At 69.1% G+C, this 17,634-nt stretch carries 19 protein-coding genes; 12 read left to right on the top strand and 7 right to left on the bottom strand.

The window, feature by feature from the left end; all coding sequences use genetic code 11:
- Positions 1-54: 54 nt before the first annotated feature.
- Both ACEXQC_RS02205 and ACEXQC_RS02210 read right to left on the bottom strand, forming a co-directional pair.
- On the bottom strand, positions 55-684 hold the full coding sequence (locus tag ACEXQC_RS02205; protein WP_374817901.1) for an MBL fold metallo-hydrolase: 630 nt from the start codon (positions 682-684) through the stop codon (positions 55-57).
- Positions 684-1,778, bottom strand: coding sequence for an S-(hydroxymethyl)mycothiol dehydrogenase (locus ACEXQC_RS02210; protein WP_374817903.1), 1,095 nt, complete (start codon positions 1,776-1,778; stop codon positions 684-686). The genes ACEXQC_RS02205 and ACEXQC_RS02210 overlap by 1 nt, the downstream gene beginning before the upstream one ends.
- 121 nt (positions 1,779-1,899) lie before the next feature.
- Between ACEXQC_RS02210 and ACEXQC_RS02215 the strand changes: the two genes are divergently transcribed.
- A complete protein-coding gene (locus tag ACEXQC_RS02215; RefSeq protein WP_374817905.1) occupies positions 1,900-2,619 on the top strand; it encodes an enhanced serine sensitivity protein SseB C-terminal domain-containing protein in 720 nt (239 codons plus the stop codon).
- A 10-nt stretch (positions 2,620-2,629) separates the two neighbouring features.
- On the opposite strand, the gene ACEXQC_RS02220 is transcribed toward ACEXQC_RS02215, so the two are convergent.
- Positions 2,630-4,135, bottom strand: coding sequence for an MFS transporter (locus ACEXQC_RS02220; RefSeq protein WP_374817907.1), 1,506 nt, complete (start codon positions 4,133-4,135; stop codon positions 2,630-2,632).
- 119 nt (positions 4,136-4,254) lie between these two features.
- Here ACEXQC_RS02220 and ACEXQC_RS02225 point away from each other — a divergent pair, with 119 nt between their 5' ends.
- The 6 genes from ACEXQC_RS02225 to ACEXQC_RS02250 are packed head-to-tail and all read left to right on the top strand — an operon-like array spanning position 4,255 to position 7,631.
- The gene (locus tag ACEXQC_RS02225) at positions 4,255-4,896 is read left to right on the top strand and encodes a TetR/AcrR family transcriptional regulator (protein WP_374817909.1); all 642 of its coding nucleotides are present in this window, start codon (positions 4,255-4,257) and stop codon (positions 4,894-4,896) included.
- A 45-nt stretch (positions 4,897-4,941) separates the two neighbouring features.
- Positions 4,942-5,472, top strand: coding sequence for a putative immunity protein (locus ACEXQC_RS02230; RefSeq protein WP_374817911.1), 531 nt, complete (start codon positions 4,942-4,944; stop codon positions 5,470-5,472).
- Entirely contained in the window at positions 5,469-5,909 is a 441-nt protein-coding gene (locus ACEXQC_RS02235) for a hypothetical protein (RefSeq protein WP_374817913.1), read from the top strand. Before ACEXQC_RS02230 ends, ACEXQC_RS02235 begins: the two co-directional genes overlap by 4 nt.
- Positions 5,906-6,376 carry a hypothetical protein gene (locus tag ACEXQC_RS02240; protein WP_374817915.1) on the top strand — a complete coding sequence of 157 codons (471 nt, stop codon included), beginning with the start codon at positions 5,906-5,908 and terminating at the stop codon, positions 6,374-6,376. Before ACEXQC_RS02235 ends, ACEXQC_RS02240 begins: the two co-directional genes overlap by 4 nt.
- A 56-nt stretch (positions 6,377-6,432) precedes the next feature.
- Positions 6,433-7,014: a helix-turn-helix domain-containing protein gene (locus tag ACEXQC_RS02245; RefSeq protein ID WP_374817917.1), complete on the top strand. Its 582-nt coding sequence runs from the start codon at positions 6,433-6,435 to the stop codon at positions 7,012-7,014.
- Positions 7,011-7,631, top strand: a complete 621-nt coding sequence (locus tag ACEXQC_RS02250; protein ID WP_374817919.1) for a hypothetical protein — start codon at positions 7,011-7,013, stop codon at positions 7,629-7,631. The genes ACEXQC_RS02245 and ACEXQC_RS02250 overlap by 4 nt, the downstream gene beginning before the upstream one ends.
- A 15-nt stretch (positions 7,632-7,646) precedes the next feature.
- Here the strand turns inward: ACEXQC_RS02250 and ACEXQC_RS02255 are convergent, their stop codons facing one another.
- The gene (locus ACEXQC_RS02255; RefSeq protein ID WP_374817922.1) at positions 7,647-8,495 is read right to left on the bottom strand and encodes a helix-turn-helix transcriptional regulator; all 849 of its coding nucleotides are present in this window, start codon (positions 8,493-8,495) and stop codon (positions 7,647-7,649) included.
- Between the two features lie 109 nt (positions 8,496-8,604).
- Here ACEXQC_RS02255 and ACEXQC_RS02260 point away from each other — a divergent pair, with 109 nt between their 5' ends.
- From ACEXQC_RS02260 to ACEXQC_RS02270, 3 genes are all read left to right on the top strand, one after another.
- Complete coding sequence (locus ACEXQC_RS02260; RefSeq protein ID WP_374817924.1) at positions 8,605-9,549, top strand: SDR family oxidoreductase; 945 nt, start codon at positions 8,605-8,607, stop codon at positions 9,547-9,549.
- A 122-nt stretch (positions 9,550-9,671) separates the two neighbouring features.
- Entirely contained in the window at positions 9,672-10,406 is a 735-nt protein-coding gene (locus tag ACEXQC_RS02265; RefSeq protein ID WP_374817926.1) for a phosphatase PAP2 family protein, read from the top strand.
- Positions 10,407-10,421: 15 nt separating this feature from the next.
- Positions 10,422-11,234 (top strand): DUF1206 domain-containing protein, encoded by an 813-nt coding sequence (locus ACEXQC_RS02270; protein WP_374817928.1) that lies wholly within the window; start codon positions 10,422-10,424, stop codon positions 11,232-11,234.
- Between the two features lie 47 nt (positions 11,235-11,281).
- On the opposite strand, the gene ACEXQC_RS02275 is transcribed toward ACEXQC_RS02270, so the two are convergent.
- From ACEXQC_RS02275 to ACEXQC_RS02285, 3 genes are read right to left on the bottom strand one after another with little or no spacing between them, the layout of a single operon-like run.
- Positions 11,282-12,190 (bottom strand): hypothetical protein, encoded by a 909-nt coding sequence (locus ACEXQC_RS02275; RefSeq protein ID WP_374817931.1) that lies wholly within the window; start codon positions 12,188-12,190, stop codon positions 11,282-11,284.
- The gene (locus ACEXQC_RS02280; RefSeq protein WP_374817933.1) at positions 12,190-12,906 is read right to left on the bottom strand and encodes a hypothetical protein; all 717 of its coding nucleotides are present in this window, start codon (positions 12,904-12,906) and stop codon (positions 12,190-12,192) included. Before ACEXQC_RS02280 ends, ACEXQC_RS02275 begins: the two co-directional genes overlap by 1 nt.
- Positions 12,903-13,295: a PadR family transcriptional regulator gene (locus tag ACEXQC_RS02285; protein WP_374817935.1), complete on the bottom strand. Its 393-nt coding sequence runs from the start codon at positions 13,293-13,295 to the stop codon at positions 12,903-12,905. The genes ACEXQC_RS02280 and ACEXQC_RS02285 overlap by 4 nt, the downstream gene beginning before the upstream one ends.
- 192 nt (positions 13,296-13,487) lie before the next feature.
- Here ACEXQC_RS02285 and dnaE point away from each other — a divergent pair, with 192 nt between their 5' ends.
- Both dnaE and ACEXQC_RS02295 read left to right on the top strand, forming a co-directional pair.
- Positions 13,488-16,949: a DNA polymerase III subunit alpha gene (gene dnaE / locus ACEXQC_RS02290; protein ID WP_374818842.1), complete on the top strand. Its 3,462-nt coding sequence runs from the start codon at positions 13,488-13,490 to the stop codon at positions 16,947-16,949.
- The gene (locus tag ACEXQC_RS02295) at positions 16,946-17,629 is read left to right on the top strand and encodes a class I SAM-dependent DNA methyltransferase (protein ID WP_374817936.1); all 684 of its coding nucleotides are present in this window, start codon (positions 16,946-16,948) and stop codon (positions 17,627-17,629) included. The genes dnaE and ACEXQC_RS02295 overlap by 4 nt, the downstream gene beginning before the upstream one ends.
- Positions 17,630-17,634 lie beyond the last annotated feature (5 nt).

Consider the following 17,634-nt stretch of genomic DNA (forward strand, 5'->3'; position numbering starts at 1 on the left):
CCCAGGCTGCCGCACCCCCGAGCCCGCGACAATAGACCTGGGTCCCCCTAGTGGTCAGTGGCCGCGGGCCACCCACTCCTCGAGGTGGGGCGACTCGGCGGCGACGGTGGTGGAGTCGCCGTGGCCCGTGCGCACGACCGTGTCGGCGGGGAGGCTGAGGAGCTTTGCCGTGATCGAGTCGATGATGGTGGGGAAGTCGCTGTACGAGCGACCGGTGGCGCCCGGGCCACCCTGGAAGAGGGTGTCGCCCGTGAAGACCGTGCCGAGCGCTGCGGCGTGGAAGCAGACCGCGCCGGGGGAGTGGCCAGGGGTGTGCAGCACCTCGAGGGAGACCCCCGCGACCTCGATGACCTGCCCGTCGACCAGGCCGGCGCTCGGTGCGGTGGTGGGGTAGACCGCGTCCCAGAGCATCCGGTCGTCGGCGTGGAGGTGCACGGGTGCACCCGTCGCCGCCTGCACCTCGGCGACGGCGTCGATGTGGTCGTCGTGGGCGTGCGTGAGCAGGATGGCCTTGAGCGTCCGGTCGCCCACGGCCGCGAGGATGGCGGAGGCGTCGTGGGCGGCATCGATGACCACGCACTCGGCGTCGTCCCCCACGATCCACACGTTGTTGTCGACGTCCCAGGTGCCGCCGTCGAGGCTGAAGGTGCCGCTCGTCACGAGCTGGTCGATGCGCGCGCCCATCAGAGCACCACCACCGAACGCAGCACGTCGCCGCCCGCCATGCGGGAGAAGGCCCCCTCGATGTCGCGGATGCCGATCCGCTCGGTCACGAACTCGTCGAGCGGCAGCCGGCCCTGCAGGAACAGGTCGGTGAGCATGGGGAAGTCGCGCTCGGGCAGGCAGTCGCCGTACCAGCTCGACTTGAGCGATCCGCCCCGGCCGAACACGTCGAGCAGCGGGATCGACAGCATCATGTCGGGTGTCGGCACCCCCACGAGCACGACCGTGCCCGCGAGGTCCCGCGCGTAGAACGCCTGGCGCCAGGTCTCGGGCCGGCCGACCGCGTCGATCACGACATCCGCCCCGAACGAGTCGGTGAGCTCCTGCACCGCCGCCACCACGCCGCCCTCGTCGAGCCCGCTCGAGTCGATCACGTGCGTCGCGCCGAGCTTCTCCGCCGCCACGAGCTTCTTGGGGTCGCGGTCGATGGCGATGATCGTGCTCGCTCCCGCCAGCTGCGCGCCCACGATGGCGGCCGTGCCGACACCGCCGCATCCGATCACCGCGACCGAGTCGCCCCGACCCACGTTGCCGGTGTTCATCGCCGCGCCGAGGCCCGCCATGATGCCGCAGCCGAGCAGGCCCACGGCGGCCGCATCGGCAGCCGGATCGACCTTCGTGCACTGCTTGGCGTGCACGAGGGTCTTCTCGGCGAACGCGCCGATGCCGAGCGCCGGGCTGAGCTCGGTGCCGTCCTCGAGCGTCATCTTCTGGGTGGCGTTGAAGGTGTTGAAGCAGTACCACGGCTCGGCGCGCACGCAGGCACGGCACTCGCCGCACACGGCCCGCCAGTTGAGCACCACGAAGTCGCCGACGGCCACGTTCGTGACGCCCTCGCCGATCGCGCTCACCCTGCCCGCGGCCTCGTGGCCGAGCAGGAAGGGGAAGTCGTCGCTGATGCCGCCCTCGCGGTAGTGGAAGTCGGTGTGGCAGACCCCGCAGGTCTCGATGTCGACCACGGCCTCGCCCGGCCCGGGATCGGGGATGACGATGCTCGTGAGCTCCACGGGGGCGCCCTTGGCTCGGGCGATGACGCCGGTCACGGTGGTGGGCATGGGCACTCCTTCGGGCGTGGTGCAGGGTGTTCGGATCGGTTTCACCCTACCCGGGCGGTCCCTGCCCCGGAGGTCCCTCGTCGGGCCCGCCGCGAGAGCCGGTGCCGGATACGCTCGGGGGATGACCGACCCCGCGCATCCCGACATCGAGACGCTGCTCGCCGCCGCCGCCAAGGAGCAGACGGCCGCCCCCGCCTTCCTCGAGGCGCTGCTCGAGAGCACGGTCATCGTGCCGGGCACCGCCTCCGACGACCGCACGGTGAACCTCGCCGACCTGCTCGGCCCCGGCGGCACATCGGTGCAGCCGTTCTACAGCTCGGAGGAGCGCCTCCGCGAGACGCTCGACGCGGTGCCCGGCTTCGAGCGCCGGTTCCTGGCGCTGCCGTGCCGCGCCCTCTGGGAGATGACGCGCGGGGCCACTTTCGTGCTCAACCCGCACTCCGCGCACGGCAAGCAGTTCCTGCCGGGGGAGATCGGGCAGCTGCTCGACGGAGCGGCCACCCTCACCCCGCGCGTGGTGAAGCAGAACACCGAGGTGCTCGTGGGCGAGCCGGCCCGAGTGCCGCCCGGCATGACCGAGGCGCTGGCCGCGCTGTTCGCCCGCCACCCGGAGGTCGTCTCAGCCACGCTGGGCTGGAAGGTCACGCCTCAGGAGGGTTCCGTCGACGAGAGCTACCTGCTCGTGCTCGTCGGCGGCCCCACCCTGCGCGAGACCGTCAGCACCGAGCTCGGCCAGGCCCTCACCACCTACTCGCTCAGCAGCCCGATCGACGTGATGTTCGTCGAGCCGGGAGCCAGGCACCTGCTGAGTTCTGTGAAACCCTTCTACCGGTCTCGGTGATCTACCGGGCTCAGTGACCGAGCACCGGATCCGCGGCCGGCTCGGTCTTCTCGGCATCCGGAAGCGCCGTGCCCACGGTCACCCCGTCGCCCTTCCGCCGGAACAGCAGCGCCGCGATCACGGCTCCCACCGCGAAGAACCCGGCACCCCACCAGTACGCCGTGGCGTAGCTGTGCACGGCGGCCTCGGCGGCCACCGTCGCGTCCGCCGGGAGGTGCGACGCCACGTAGTTGGCCGCGGCCGTGGCGGCGAGGGTGTTGAGCAGTGCCGTGCCGATCGACCCACCGACCTGCTGGCTCGTGTTCACCATGGCCGAGGCCACGCCGGCGAACCGGCGGTCGACGCCGAGGGTCGCGGTCTGGATCGACGCGGGCATGATGGTGCCCATCGCGAGGCCCAGGATCATGAGCGGCGGCATCACGTCGGTGATGTACACCGCGCCCACGTCGAGGTGCGTGAGGTACGCCATGCCGAGCGCGCCCAGTGCCATGCCGACGGGCACCACGGCCTTCGGGCCGAACCGGGGCACGAAGATGTTCGTGCCGAGCTGGGCGGCGAGGATGAGCAGCAGGATCATCGGCAGGAACGCGAGCCCCGTCTGGATGGGCGAGTACCCGAGGGTCGTCTGCAGGTAGTACGTCACGAAGAGGAAGATGCCGAACATCCCCGCCCCAGCGATGAGCACCGAGATGTAGGCGGCCCCGCGGTTGCGGTCGAGCACGATCGCGAGGGGCAGCAGCGGATGCGCCGCGCGGCGCTGCCAGAGCACGAAGGCCACGAGCAGCACGATGCTCCCGGCGAGCATCCCCCACGTGAGCGGGGAGTCCCAGCCGTTCGTCTCGGCGCTCGAGAACCCGTAGACGAGCGCGAAGAGCGCACCGGAGACGAGCACGGTGCCCGGCAGGTCGAGCTTCGGCCTGGCGCCCTCGCGCTTCGGCGTCGACACGAAGATGATGGCGCCGATGATGGCGATGATCGCGATCACGACGTTGATGTAGAGGTTCCAGCGCCAGCTGAAGCTCTCGGTGAGCAGTCCGCCGAGCAGCAGGCCCACGGCTCCACCGGCTCCGGCGATCGCCCCGAAGATGCCGAACGCGCGCGCCCGCTCCTTGGGGATGGTGAACGTCGTGGTGAGCACGGCGAGCGCGGTGGGGGCGAGCAGCGCGCCGAACACGCCCTGCAGGGCGCGGGCCGCCACGAGCAGGCCGAACGAGTCTGCGGCACCGCCCAGGGCGCTGGCGGCGGCGAAGCCGATGAGGCCGATGATGAAGGCGCGCTTGCGACCCATGAGGTCGGAGAGCCGGCCGCCGAGCAGCAGCAGGCTGCCGAAGGCGAGGGAGTAGGCGGTCACGATCCACTGCCGGTCGCCGTCGGAGAAGCCGAGGTCGGCCTGGGCGGAGGGGAGGGCGATGTTCACGACGGTCGCGTCGAGCACGACCATGAGTTGAGCGAGGGCGACGGTGGTGAGCGTGAGCCAGCGCCGTGACGAGGGCGCGCGGTCGGGGAGTTCAGGCATGAGAAGGACTATATACGGAACCGGCTAGTTTCGGATACCATGAGTTCTGTAAACTTCTCATGAAAGAATCGGGCTCGCCCACCGCCCGATCGATCCGACCCCAAGGAGGAGCCGCGACGATGCCGCTCGACCTCACGACCGCTCCGGACCCCCAGGCACCAGCCGCTCGCCTCGGTCGGCGCCGCGACCACTCCCGCGACGCCGACATCCTCGACGCCGCCATCGAGGTGCTCGCCGAGGTGGGCTATGACGGCATGACCATGGAGATGGTCGCGGGCCGCGCCAAGGCGGGCAAGGCCACGCTCTACCGGCGCTGGCCGTCGAAGGGCGAGCTCGTCGTCGACGCGGTGGCGTGCATGAAGTCCAAGGGTCTCGACCTCGACAACCTGCCCGACACGGGCACGCTCCGCGGCGATCTCGTGGCGATGGTCAAGCCGGCCGCCGTGGAGGACGCCGATCGCAAGCTGCGGGTCATGGGCGGGCTGATCTCGGTGATCTCGCGGTCTCCTGAGCTCGCGGAGGCCATCAACTCGGCCATCGTCGAGCCGCGCGCCGAGGTCAACCGCCGGCTGTTCCAGCGCGCCATCGATCGGGGCGAGATCTCGGCCGACTGCGACGTGGCGACGATCGCCATGGTCGCCCCCTCGATGACCGCCTACCGTCTGCTCGTGACGCAGCGCCCGGCCGACCGCGCCTACTTCCTCTCCATCATCGACGGCGTCGTCCTCCCGGCCGTGGGCCTCGCGCCCCCTCGCCCCTGACCCTTCGGCCTGTGCTCGCTCCGGGCGATGTGTGAGGATGCTGGCATGGCCTCCCCGCAGTCGCTGAGCGACGCCGACCGACGTCTCGTGGCGGTGTGGGCCGCCGACTGCGTCGAACGCGTTCTGCCTCTCTTCGAGAGCGAGGCTCCGGATGACGGGAGGCCGCGGGATGCGATCGACCGCACGCGGGCCTTCGCGCGCGGCGAGCTCGACGCCGCCGGGCAGATCCGCCGCCGCTTCGAGGCCGGTCGCGCGGCGCAGTCCGTCACGTCCCCCGCAGCGATCGCCGCGGCGCGAGCGGCGGGGCAGGCCTCCGGTGTGGCGCACATGGGTGCGCACGCCCTCGGAGCCGCCGCCTACGCCGCCAAGGCCGCCGGGCTCGCGGCTCCGGATCGGCCGACGGCAACCGACGACGAGGTCGCCTGGCAGCTCGCCCACCTCGACGCGCCCGCCGCGGCCGCTCTTCGCCGACTCCCACCCCTCGGCGAGGACCAGTCGGGCCCCTTGGGTTCAGGCCTCCTCGCCTCCGGTGTGCTCGGCTCCATCATCCGCGACCTGCAGAGGCGGAGCTCATGAGGTTCTTCAAGCGGCGAGGCGGCGACCCCCAGCCCGCGGACCGGTTCGAATGGGTCACGTCGACCGCCCGCCGCATCCTCGCGGAGCGCGGCGTCGAGACCACCGTGCTGCACGGGCCGCAACCCCAGGACGTGGTGCTCGTGGGTGCCGACACGCAGCGCTATCCGCTCTTCAACGTCTTCGCCAAGACCGAGGACGTGCCGATCTCCGCCGCCGAGCAGATCGTGGCCGCCCACCTCGACTCCCTCCTCGCGGGCGACGACTCCCGCGCGCCGGGCGAGCTCTCGCCCGAGCAGCTGCGGCAGCAGGTGCGCACCCGCCTCCTGAGCGCTGTGGAGAGTGCCCCCGGCCAGCCCACCTTCGACTACGCGCGGCCGTTCTCCGAGGGCATCATCTCGGTGCTCTGCCTCGACTTCCCACCACGGTCGTGCTCGTGACCGACGCCAACGTCGGGACCCTCGCGCTCGGCCTCGACGAGCTCTACGCGTTCGGCCAGCTCAACACCGACGCGGAGCCCGTCGACCGACGCTTCGAGCCGTTCCCGGGCATCGAGGTGATCGTCGGCGACTCGCTGTTCACCGCGTCGAAGGCGGCGAACCTGCCCGCGGTGCTCGGATCGGCTCCGTGGGGCACGCTCTTCACCGTGCCCCACCGGCACATGCTCGTGGCGCTCCCCATCACGGGCCCCGAGACCATCGGAGCGGTGCAGCAGCTCGTCGCCTACACCGTGCAGATCGTGGGCGACGGCCTCGTGCCCGGGGGAGTCATCTCGCCCGACGTGCACTTCTCCCGCGACGGCATCGTGAGCCGCGTGTCATCCACCACCCCCGACGGCCGCATCACCCTCCACGTAGACGCCCGCCTCCAGCACGCCCTCGAGACCGCCACCACGGAGCGGAACTGAGATATGGTCAATCATAGGCGCGAAGTGTTATCGTATTAGAAAACGAAGGGACTGTCGTGGGAATCGCATCGTCACTGCGGAGAGCGAGGGAGAACGCCGGGATCTCCTTGAGATCTGTCGCCTCCACCTCCGGAGTCGGTGCAGGCAATCTCTCGGCCATCGAGCGAGGTCTCAGAGACCCGACCACGGCGACCGCCGCGAAGATCGCCACGGCTCTCGGGATTCGGTTCGTACCGGTCAAGACAGACGGGCGCGTATCGGCGGCCGAGACGATCGAGGGAATCGCCGAGACGGAGGGCACCGGCGATTCGCCGGCCGCATACAGGACCTTCCTCCAGCTGGCGAACGACCTGGCCGCGGTCTCCGCTGTGGATCGACTTCTGCTGACGGTCGAGGAGCCAGGTCGTACCGGCACCAGGTGGGACGATGCGATCGCAGGCTTGGCCGAATGGCGGCTGCAGCAGGCCGGAGCGCCCCTTCCCGACTGGATCGTGAACCGTCGAGGTCGACGAGATCAGCCGTGGGAGCCACAGCGAACCAGCTTTGCGCTGGCGCTCCGAGCGAATGAGGATCGGGTCCCCGAGCCGCTGCGGCGCAGGGGCATCCTGATCGAAGAGGGTGAACTCTCCGCGGCATGAGCGCTTCGAGCAGCGACCCCCGGCAACCGTCTCATCCCCGGAAGATCACTCTGACCCGCGAGGAGATCATCGACGGACTCCGAGATCTGGTGGTATCGCTGCGTACAGACGGCCATCGAGCGAGACTGCAGATCGTGGGCGGAGCCGCGATCGCTCTCATGCTCGACGCGGGTCGTCGAGCGACTCGTGACGTGGACGGCCCGTTGACTCCGCCGGAGGTGATCATCGCAGCCGCCGAGAAGATCGCGGCAACCCGCGGATGGCCACAGGACTGGGTCAATGACAGTGCTGCGCAGTTCGTGCCGCACGGCTACGGGCGCTCAGCGGAGTGGCGAACCGTCTACGACCGCGACGACGTGGTGATACAGATCGCCTCAGCCGAGACGCTCCTCGCAATGAAGCTCTTCGCGGCGGAGAAGAGATACCTGCGTGAGGCCGAGGACTTGGCAGTTCTTCTGCACGCGACCGGAATCGATACAGTCGAGCACGCTGAGACGCTCTACGCAGAGTTCTATCCGGGCGATGAGTTCAGCCCACGGCTGTTCGAGCTGGTCGAGTCGATCCTGTCCTCATCGTTCCGCGCACCACCCGTGCCGCCGCCGCCCACATTCGAGTGAGCGGAGCAGGCCGCGTCAGGGGGTGGGGAAGGGGTGGGCGCCGAGCACGGCGAGGAGCTGGAGCTTGTCGTGGGAGGGGGTGCCCGGCGGGGCCGTGTAGACCAGGAGCACGTGCGACGAGGCCGGGTCCACGAGGTTCTGGCACGAGAGCTCGAGCTCGCCGAGCTCGGGGTGCATGAAGTGCTTCGTCTCGCTCGGGCGCACCCCCACGTCCTGCCGCTTCCACAGCTCCCGGAACTCGGCACTCACCTCCAGCAGCTCCTGCACGTAGTGGGCGCCCCGCGAGTCCGGCCCGCGCCGCGTCGACACCTCCCGCAGGCCCGACACCCAGAGCCGCGAGAGGAACTCGTGCTCCGACGGCGCATACAGCCCACGGCTCGACGGATCCACGAACCACCGGTACCCGATGCTCCGGAACGGCCCCGAGAACTCGGTCGTCACCCCCGTGAGCGCCACACCGAGCGGCGTCTGCCGAAGGGTCTCGCCGAGCTCGGTCGTGATCTCCGCCGGCGTGTCCTGCAGGCGGTCCAGGATGCGCAGCAGTCCGGGGCCCACGTGGTCGCTCAGAGCGCCGCGCGTGGGCGGGTGGTGGCCGGCGAGCCGGAACAGGTGGTCGCGCTCGTCGACCGAGAGGTGCAGCCCCTGCGCGATCGAGGCCACCATCTGCTCCGACGGCTGCGGCCCCGTGCCGCGTTCGAGCCGTGCGTAGTAGTCGGTCGACATATGGCACAGCACGGCGACCTCCTCGCGGCGGAGCCCGGTCGTGCGCCGACGCCGACCGCGGGGGAGCCCCACATCCTCCGGCTGCAGCGTCTCGCGCCGGTGCAGCAGGTACCCCGCGAGTCCCGTTCTGTCGATCGTCATGTTCCGTTTGTACCGCCCAGGGGCTCCCGGCAACAGTGACCTGACGAGTCCTGGATGGCGGGCGGCGCGTCGGCGAGAGTCGGACCACCGCCTCAACCAAGGAGCCCCCATGCCACGCACACCGACCGACATCCCCATCCCCGACCTCACCGCAACCCGCGCGGTCGTCACCGGAGGCAGCGACGGCATCGGCCTTCGCATCGCCACCCGCCTCGCTCAGGCCGGTGCCACCGTGCTGCTGCCCGTGCGCAGCACCCGCAAGGGGGAGGCGGCACGAGCCCGCATCCGCGAGGCCGCCCCCGCGGCCGTCGTCGAGCTCAGGGAGCTCGACCTGGCCAGCCTCGACTCCGTCGCGGCCCTCGGGGAGACCCTGCGCCGCGAGGCCGAGCCCATCCACCTGCTCATCAACAACGCCGGCGTCATGACCCCTCCGGAGCGTCAGATCACCGCCGACGGCTTCGAGTCGCAGTTCGGCACCAACCACCTCGGCCACGTCGCCCTGGTCTCGCACCTCCTGCCGCTGCTCAGGGCGGGCAGCGCCCGCGTCACCTCGCAGCTGAGCGTCTCGGCGAACCAGGGGGCCATCAACTGGGACGACCTCAACTGGGAGCGCCGCTACGACGGCATGCGCGCCTACAGCCAGTCGAAGATCGCGATGGGTCTCTTCGCCCTCGAGCTCCAGCGGCAGAGCGAGCAGCACGGGTGGGGCATCACGAGCACCCTCTCGCACCCGGGTGTCGCGCCCACGAGCCTGCTCGCGGCCCGTCCGGAACTGGGCCGGGATGCGGATACGACGGGAGTGCGGATGATCCGCTGGCTCTCCGCCCGCGGTCTCCTCGTCGGCACACCCGAGACCGCGGCGCTCCCCGCGCTCCTGGCCGCCACCTCGCCCGACGCGCGCGGGGGAGCGTTCTACGGCCCCCGCGGCCCCGGTCACCTCGGCGGCGGCCCCGCCGAGCAGAAGCTCTACTCCCGCCTGCGCAGCCCTGAGGACGCCGCCCGCATCTGGGCGATCTCCGAGGAGCTGACCAGGTCGCCGTTCCCCGTCGCCTGAGTCCGGTCGCGGTCGCGGTCGCGGTCTCGGCCGCGGTCGCTCAATCGCTGTTGACCCAATCATGGTAGGCAGGTCAGGGGCCGGTGCGGTCCGCTCACCGTGCCGAGAGGGGTCGACCTGCCGTGACCGTCGCCGCCCCCGGCCGCCTCTCCACCTGGCGCGAGAAGTTCCTCGTCGAGGAGCGCTACCTCGACCGCACAGCGCGCCGCCGCCTCACCATCACCGCGGGCACCCTCATCGCGGTCGGAGCGGTGCTCTTCGTCGTGGTGCTCACGGGGGTCGTGACCCAGTCGGGCTTCGAGCGCCTCGACGCCCCCGTGGAGGCGTGGTTCAACGCGAGGGTCGACAGCACCGTCACGACCTTCATGATCGTCCTGGCCGTGGCGTTCGGGCCCGTGGCGCTCCCGGTCATCATCCTCGTCGTGCTCATCGTCTGGATCATCGCCGCCCGCCATCTGTGGCGCCCGATCCTGCTCGCCTGCGGCATGGTCACCGGGGTCGCCCTCGCGCTGCTGCTCGCGCCGCTCGTGCAGCATCCGCGCCCGCCCGTGGGGCAGATGCTGTTCGGCCCGGACCATTCCTTCTCCTTCCCCTCCGGCCACGTGCTCGGCACCTCCGACTTCCTGCTCATCACCGCGTACCTGCTCGCGAGCCGCATCCAGCGCACGTGGTTCACGGTCGCCGCGTTCGCCTTCGCCGTCGTGTCGATCGCGGCGCAGATCGTCAGCCGCCTCTACCTCGGCTACCACTGGATCAGCGACACGACAGCCTCGATCGCGCTCTCGATGGTCATCCTCGGCGCCATCATCGCCATCGACGTGCGCCGAACGGTGCATCTCACCCCCTCCCGCCCCTGAGCCCGAAAGGCCCCCATGAGCACCCGAGCCAAGACGAAGAGCGCAGCCCGCTCCGCAGGCAACAGCAAGGCCCTCACCGTGCTCGCCAGAGTCGGATTCGCCGCGAGCGGCCTCGTGCACCTCCTGCTGGGCTTCCTCGCCATCCGCGTCGCCTTCAACGACGGCGGCGAGAGCAGCGACCAGTCGGGCGCCATGTCCGAGATCTCGAAGCTCCCGGCCGGGGCCGTGCTGCTGTGGGTGGTCGTCATCGGCCTGTTCGCCCTCGGGCTCTGGCTCATCGTGCAGGCCGTGCTGGGTCTCGGATCCTCGTCCGACAAGCGCTGGGTGCGCAGCCTGATCTCGGTGGCCAAGGCGATCGCCTACATCGCGCTGGGTGTCACGGCACTCACGTTCGCGCAGGGCGGGTCGACGAGCAACAGCGACTCCACGCAGCAGGCCAGCGCGAACGTCCTGTCCCTCCCCGGCGGTCCGCTCCTGCTCGGCCTCGTCGGCCTGATCGCGGTGGGTGTCGGCGGCTACTTCATCTTCAAGGGCGTCACCAAGAAGTTCGAGGAGGATCTCAGCATCCCCTCGGGCACGAAAGGCAAGGCCGTGCGCACCCTCGGCATCGTGGGCTACGTGGCGAAGGGCATCGCGGTGGTCGTGGTCGGCATCCTCTTCGTGGTCGCCGCCGTCACGGTCGACCCCGAGAGCGCCACCGGTCTCGACGGCGCCCTCAAGTCGCTCGCCGAGCTCCCGTTCGGCGTCGTGATCCTCGTGGCGGTGGGCCTCGGCCTCATCGCCTACGGCATCTACACCTTCGCCAGAGCCCGCTACGCCCGCCTCTGACCGGGGGCCAGCTGAGGGTGGTCACTGCTCTCCTGCAGCGGATCCGGTTACTCGGCGCCCGCGATTCCCGCCTCATGAATCGCTTCTCCGTAGCAGCCGCCTTCAGACCAGTCGTAGGGGGCATCGACAGCCTGGGGCTGACCGAAGAGGGTGACGAGCGCGTCGTCGTAGAACGATTCAGTCCGCTCGCCACTGATCGGTTCCCACGAGAAGGAGCCGTTCCGAAGCGACACCGACCCGTCGGGGTTCGAAGCCGGCATGTGGGAGTGGTCGATCCCGTGTTCTGCCATGCAGGTCGTGATCGCCGCATCGATGGTGGCGAACACCGTTGCGTCCACGGAGTCCCCCGGAGCGCCACGTCCTCCTGATGTCTCAGCGGGTGGGTAAGCCATCGACTCGTAGACGTCGGCAATGCGGGCCAGCTCGGATTCGGAGAAGGTGGACACGCCCCCATCGAGGAGGCCGGCTTTGTGGAGTGCTTCGCCGTAGCAGCCACCTCGGTTCCAGTCGTATGCCGGGAGAAGATTGTCGGCCTCGCCGTACAAGGCGATCTGCTCGTGCTGATCGAACTCCGCAGGGAACGGGATGAATCCCGTCGAGACGAGCCCGGTGACGTCTCCCTCGGCGGGTGCCGGCTCGAACGAGTAGCTGTGGCCGGCCTGTTCACCCATGCAGATCTTGATCCACGTCTGCACCCGTATGTACGTTTCGCGATCATGCTCGGCCGAGTACTCGGGCAAGCCCGCGATCATCGCAGCAGGCAGGTTCGACACCACTGGGGAGGGTGTCTGCTCCTCCACGGGCACCGAACCGTCGTCGAGGACGGTGACGGGCACCGGTGCTCCCTGCGACTGGGCGCTCGCGGCGGTGAGCATCCCAGCGCCGATCAACGCTCCCGAAACAAGCACGGCGACGCCGGCGAGAGCACAGGCAGCGACAGCGATCTTCTTCCGCATCAGCGGGCCTCCTCGGTGAGGTTGGAGCTGACGCGAGTGGGGGACCACCAGAGCGCAGCAGCGGCGAAATACATCATCAGGGCCCCGATGAGTACGTACTTGGGAAGCGGCCAGACCGGGTCGAGGTACATCACCTGATTCACGAGCGCGCTGCTGTAGAGCAGAGTGTCGAACGAGTTCTGGACGATGAAGGCTGCGGAGGCCCCGAGGGCGCCGGCGCCCAGAAAGCGGGTCCGCGATGGAACAAGCAGCAGCATCCCGCCCGCTGCGACCGCCAGGGAGATCGCCAGGAAGACAAGTGGTGCGGCGATGGCCTCGTCGTCTTGGATCACGTAGAACCTGGTCGCCTTGATGAGAGCCGCCGATCCCGATGAGATCAGCACAAGTCCCATGGATCCGACAGCCAGGAGCATCGCCGTTCCGCGCCGCTTCGAGTTCGCCGCGCTGAGGGCTCCCGTCCTGCGACGGAGCTGATCGCGGCGCCAGCTCACGTCGTCCACGGCGCCGCGGAGACCTCGCCTCGTCATGGCGCGCGTCGCTTCCGCCGCGCTCAGTCCGGCGTCCTCCGCCCAGATCGCGTGGTCGTGCAGGTCGGAGGCGAGCTGTTCGAGCCTCTCACCTGCGATGTCGGTGTCGAGCCCGCGGGTGTACCAGCGAGCCCAGCGCAGCACGCGTCGGCTGGCACGCCGGAACTCCGGGGAACGCATCACCGTCATGTCGTCACCGCTCCCGCCGGTCTCGGAGTGAGCCCAGGCGAAGCAGCACCTCTTCCGACCGCAAGTCGTTCCGCGGCGAGGAGGGCACGTTCCGCGCGAAGCGCGAGCTCACCTTCACCTGTCACGCGGTACAGACGGCGTCGAGGTCGATTCTCGACCTCGGCCGAGTCCGCGTCTTCCCAGTCGGCCGCAAGGAGACCCGAGTCCTTCATGCGGCTCAGAGCCTTGTACAGCGTGCCGTGCGCCGTCAGTCCCGCACCGTCGCGATCCGCCAGCTCGCGAGCCAGCGCGAAACCGTAGAAGGTGCCGTCTCGGAGCTGCAGAACGAGCCCGCACTCCAGGATGTCGAACTCCAGGGGGAACAGTCGTCCCGGTCGCCGTTTAGCCATGAGCCGACTACAAGAAGCTATCTTCCCAATGGCAAGCGTTTAATGAATAAATATCAGAATAGCGGATGCGGCGACACGCCGGTGGGGGGTGGGGGCTCGGCGTTTAGACTTGGTACCCACGCCGAGACAGCCGGAGAATCAGTGCCCTCGAACGACTCCTTCGTGCACCTGCACGTGCACAGCGAATACTCGATGCTCGACGGCGCGGCCCGGGTCAAACCCCTCATCGAGGCCGCGGTCGAGCAGGGCATGCCGGCCGTCGCCGTCACCGACCACGGCAACGTCTTCGGCGCCTTCGACTTCTGGAAGACCGCCACGGAGGCCGGCATCAAGCCCATCATCGGCACCGAGGCCTACCTCACCCCAGGCACGCACCGCACCGACAAGACCCGCATCCGCTGGGGCAACGGCGGGGGAGACGACGTCTCGGGCGCCGGCGCGTACACGCACATGACGCTGCTCTCCGAGAACACCGGGGGCATGCACAACCTCTTCCGGCTCAGCAGCAAGGCCAGCATCGAGGGCTACTACTTCAAGCCCCGCATGGATCGCGAGCTGCTGAGCCAGTACGGCAAGGGCCTCATCGCCACCACCGGATGCCCGAGCGGTGAGATCCAGACGAGGCTCCGGCTCGGCCAGTACGACGAGGCCGTCAAGGCGGCGAGTGACTTCCGCGACATCTTCGGCAAAGAGAACTTCTTCTGCGAGATCATGGACCACGGTCTCGACATCGAGCGCCGCATCATGACCGACCTGCTGCGCCTCGCCAAGCAGCTCGACCTGCCGCTCGTCGCCACCAACGACCTGCACTACACGCACGCCCACGACGCCACGAGCCACGCCGCACTGCTCTGCGTGCAGTCGGGTTCGACGCTGAGCGATCCGAACCGCTTCAAGTTCGACGCCGACGAGTTCTACCTCAAGAGCGCCGCCGAGATGCGCCAGCTCTTCCGCGACTACCCCGAGGCGTGCGACAACACCCTCCTCATCGCCGAGCGATGCGAGGTGGCCTTCGACACCAAGGCCAACTACATGCCCCGCTATCCGGTGCCCGAGGGCGAGACCGAGGCCACCTGGTTCGAGAAGGAGGTCGAGGCGGGGCTCAAGGAGCGCTACCCGAACGGAGTCACCCGCGAGGTGCGCGAGCGCGCCGACTACGAGGTGGGCGTCATCCAGCAGATGGGCTTCCCGGGCTACTTCCTGGTGGTCGCCGACTTCATCAACTGGTCGAAGCGCAACGGCATCCGGGTGGGCCCCGGCCGTGGCTCCGGTGCGGGATCGATGGCCGCGTACGCCATGAAGATCACCGACCTCGACCCGCTCGTGCACGGCCTCATCTTCGAGCGGTTCCTCAACCCCGACCGCGTGAGCATGCCCGACTTCGACGTCGACTTCGACGACCGGCGCCGCGGCGAGGTCATCAAGTACGTCACCGAGAAGTACGGCGACGAGCGTGTGGCACAGATCGTGACCTACGGCACCATCAAGGCCAAGCAGGCGCTCAAGGACTCCGGCCGGGTGCTCGGCTTCCCCTTCAGCATGGGCGAGAAGCTCACGAAGGCCATGCCGCCGCCCATCATGGGCAAGGACATCCCGCTCAGCGGCATCTTCGACAAGACCCACCCGCGGTTCAAGGAGGCCGTCGACATCCGCACGGTCATCGAGTCGGATCCCGAGGCCCGCACGGTCTTCGACACCGCGCTCGGCATCGAGAACCTCAAGCGGCAGTGGGGTGTGCACGCGGCCGGCGTCATCATGTCGAGCGACCCGCTCATCGACATCATCCCGATCATGAAGCGGGAGCAGGACGGCCAGATCGTCACGCAGTTCGACTACCCGGCGGCCGAGTCGCTCGGTCTCATCAAGATGGACTTCCTGGGGCTCCGCAACCTCACCATCATCGACGACGCGCTCGACAACATCCGCGCCAACCGGGGTGAGGATCTGGTGCTCGAGACCCTCGAGCTCGACGACAAGCCCTCCTACGACCTGCTCGCCCGCGGCGACACGCTCGGCGTCTTCCAGCTCGACGGCGGGCCGATGCGCGGCCTCCTCCGGCTCATGAAGCCCGACAACTTCGAAGACATCTCGGCTGTGCTCGCCCTCTACCGCCCTGGCCCCATGGGCGCGGATTCGCACACCAACTACGCGCTCCGCAAGAACGGCATCCAGCCGATCACGCCCATCCACCCCGAGCTCGCCGAGCCCCTGCTCGAGGTGCTCGGCCAGACCTACGGCCTCATCGTGTACCAGGAGCAGGTGATGTCGATCGCGCAGAAGCTCGCCGGCTTCACGCTCGCACAGGCTGACCTGCTGCGTCGCGCGATGGGAAAGAAGAAGAAGAGCGAGCTCGACAAGCAGTACGAGGGCTTCTCGAAGGGCATGCACGACAACGGCTACTCCGAGGCCGCCGTCAAGACGCTGTGGGACATCCTGCTGCCCTTCTCCGACTACGCCTTCAACAAGGCGCACTCGGCGGCCTACGGCGTCATCTCGTACTGGACCGCCTACCTCAAGGCGCACTACCCGGCCGAGTACATGGCGGCGCTCCTCACGAGCGTCGGCGACTCGAAGGACAAGATGGCGCTCTACCTGAGCGAGTGCCGTCGTATGGGCATCAAGGTGCTGCCGCCCGATGTCAACGAGTCGATCGGATTCTTCACCGCCGTCGGCACCGACATCCGCTTCGGTCTGGGTGCTGTGCGAAACGTCGGCATGAACGTCGTGGAGCTCATCAAGACGGCGCGCGAGGAGAAGGGCGCGTTCACCTCGTTCGGCGACTTCCTCAAGAAGATCCCGCTCGGCGCCACCAACAAGCGCACCATCGAGTCGCTCATCAAGGCCGGCGCGTTCGACTCGCTCGGATCCACCAGGCGCGCACTCATCGAGGTGCACGAGGGCCTCATCGACAACGCGGTGTCGCAGAAGCGCAACGAGGCCAACGGGCAGGTGGGCTTCGACTTCGACTCGCTGTGGGATGCGCCGGAGGAGGTGCACGACATCCCGGTGCGCCCCGAGTGGGCGAAGCGCGACAAGCTCGCCTTCGAGCGCGACATGCTCGGCCTCTACGTGTCGGATCATCCGCTCGCGGGTCTCGAGATCCCGCTCGCGAAGGTGGCGTCGACGTCGATCCTGGATCTGCTCGAGAGCGAGCACACGCAGGACGGCGATCAGGTCACGGTGGCGGGGCTCATCACGAGTGTGCAGCACCGCGTGGCCAAGAACTCGGGCAACCAGTACGGCATGATCACGGTCGAGGACTTCAACGGCGAGATCACCGCGATGTTCATGGGCAAGACGTACCAGGAGTTCGGTCCGGCGCTCACGAACGACTCCATCGTGGTGGTGCGCGGCCGGGTGTCGCTGCGCGACGACGGCATGAACCTGCACGCGTTCAGCCTGTTCCAGCCGGATCTCGGGCAGGTGGGCTCCTCGGGCCCGCTCCAGATCTCGCTGGCCGAGTACAAGGCGACCACCGACACCGTGCAGGCGCTCAACGACGTGCTCATCCGGCACGCGGGCGACACCGAGGTGCGGCTCAAGCTCGTGAAGAGCGACAACGTGCGCGTCTTCGAGATCCCGTTCCCCGTGCAGGTCACGGCAGACCTCTACGGCGAACTCAAGTCCCTCCTGGGCCCCAACTGCCTCGTGTGATCGTGGTGGGCGAGGCGGACGGGCGGTCGCGGTCGGGTTCGCTCGACGTCGAGAGGGCGGCCTACGACACCGTCGCCGAGTCCTACGCCCGCCTGCTGCCCGACACGGGGTACGAGTCGGATCTCGACCTCGCGATGGTGCGGCGCTTCGTGGAGTCGATCCGGGAGCGAGGCGGCGACAGCGTGCTCGATGCGGGCTGCGGAGCCGGGCGCATGGTCGCGCACCTGGCCGGGTTGGATGACTCGCTCACCATCCGGGGCGTCGATCTGTCCCCGGGAATGCTCGCCGTTGCGCGCCGGGCGCATCCGGAGGTCGTCTTCGTGGAGGGCGAGCTCGCTGAACTGCCGGTCGGCGACGACGAGGTCGACGGGGTGCTCGCCTGGTACTCGATCATCCACACGGCGCCCGAGGGGCTGCCCGCGGTGTACTCCGAGTTCGCGCGGGTGCTCAGACCGGGCGGGTCCGTGCTCGTCGGTTTCCAGCGAGGGGCGGGGGAGCGGTGGATCGCCCGCCCGTACGGCCACGACGTCGAGCTCAGCGCCTACCTGCACGACACCGCCGGAGTGGCGGCTGCCCTCGTCGAGGCCGGATTCGCGATCGACACCGTGCTCGACCGCGAGCCGCGCCCGTCGGAGCGACTGGCGCAGGCGTCCCTCCTGGCCACCCGCCCCGCGCGCTGACCCTC

The sequence above is a fragment of the Herbiconiux liukaitaii genome (assembly GCF_041927495.1).
GTDB classification, from domain to species: Bacteria; Actinomycetota; Actinomycetes; order Actinomycetales; family Microbacteriaceae; genus Herbiconiux; species Herbiconiux liukaitaii.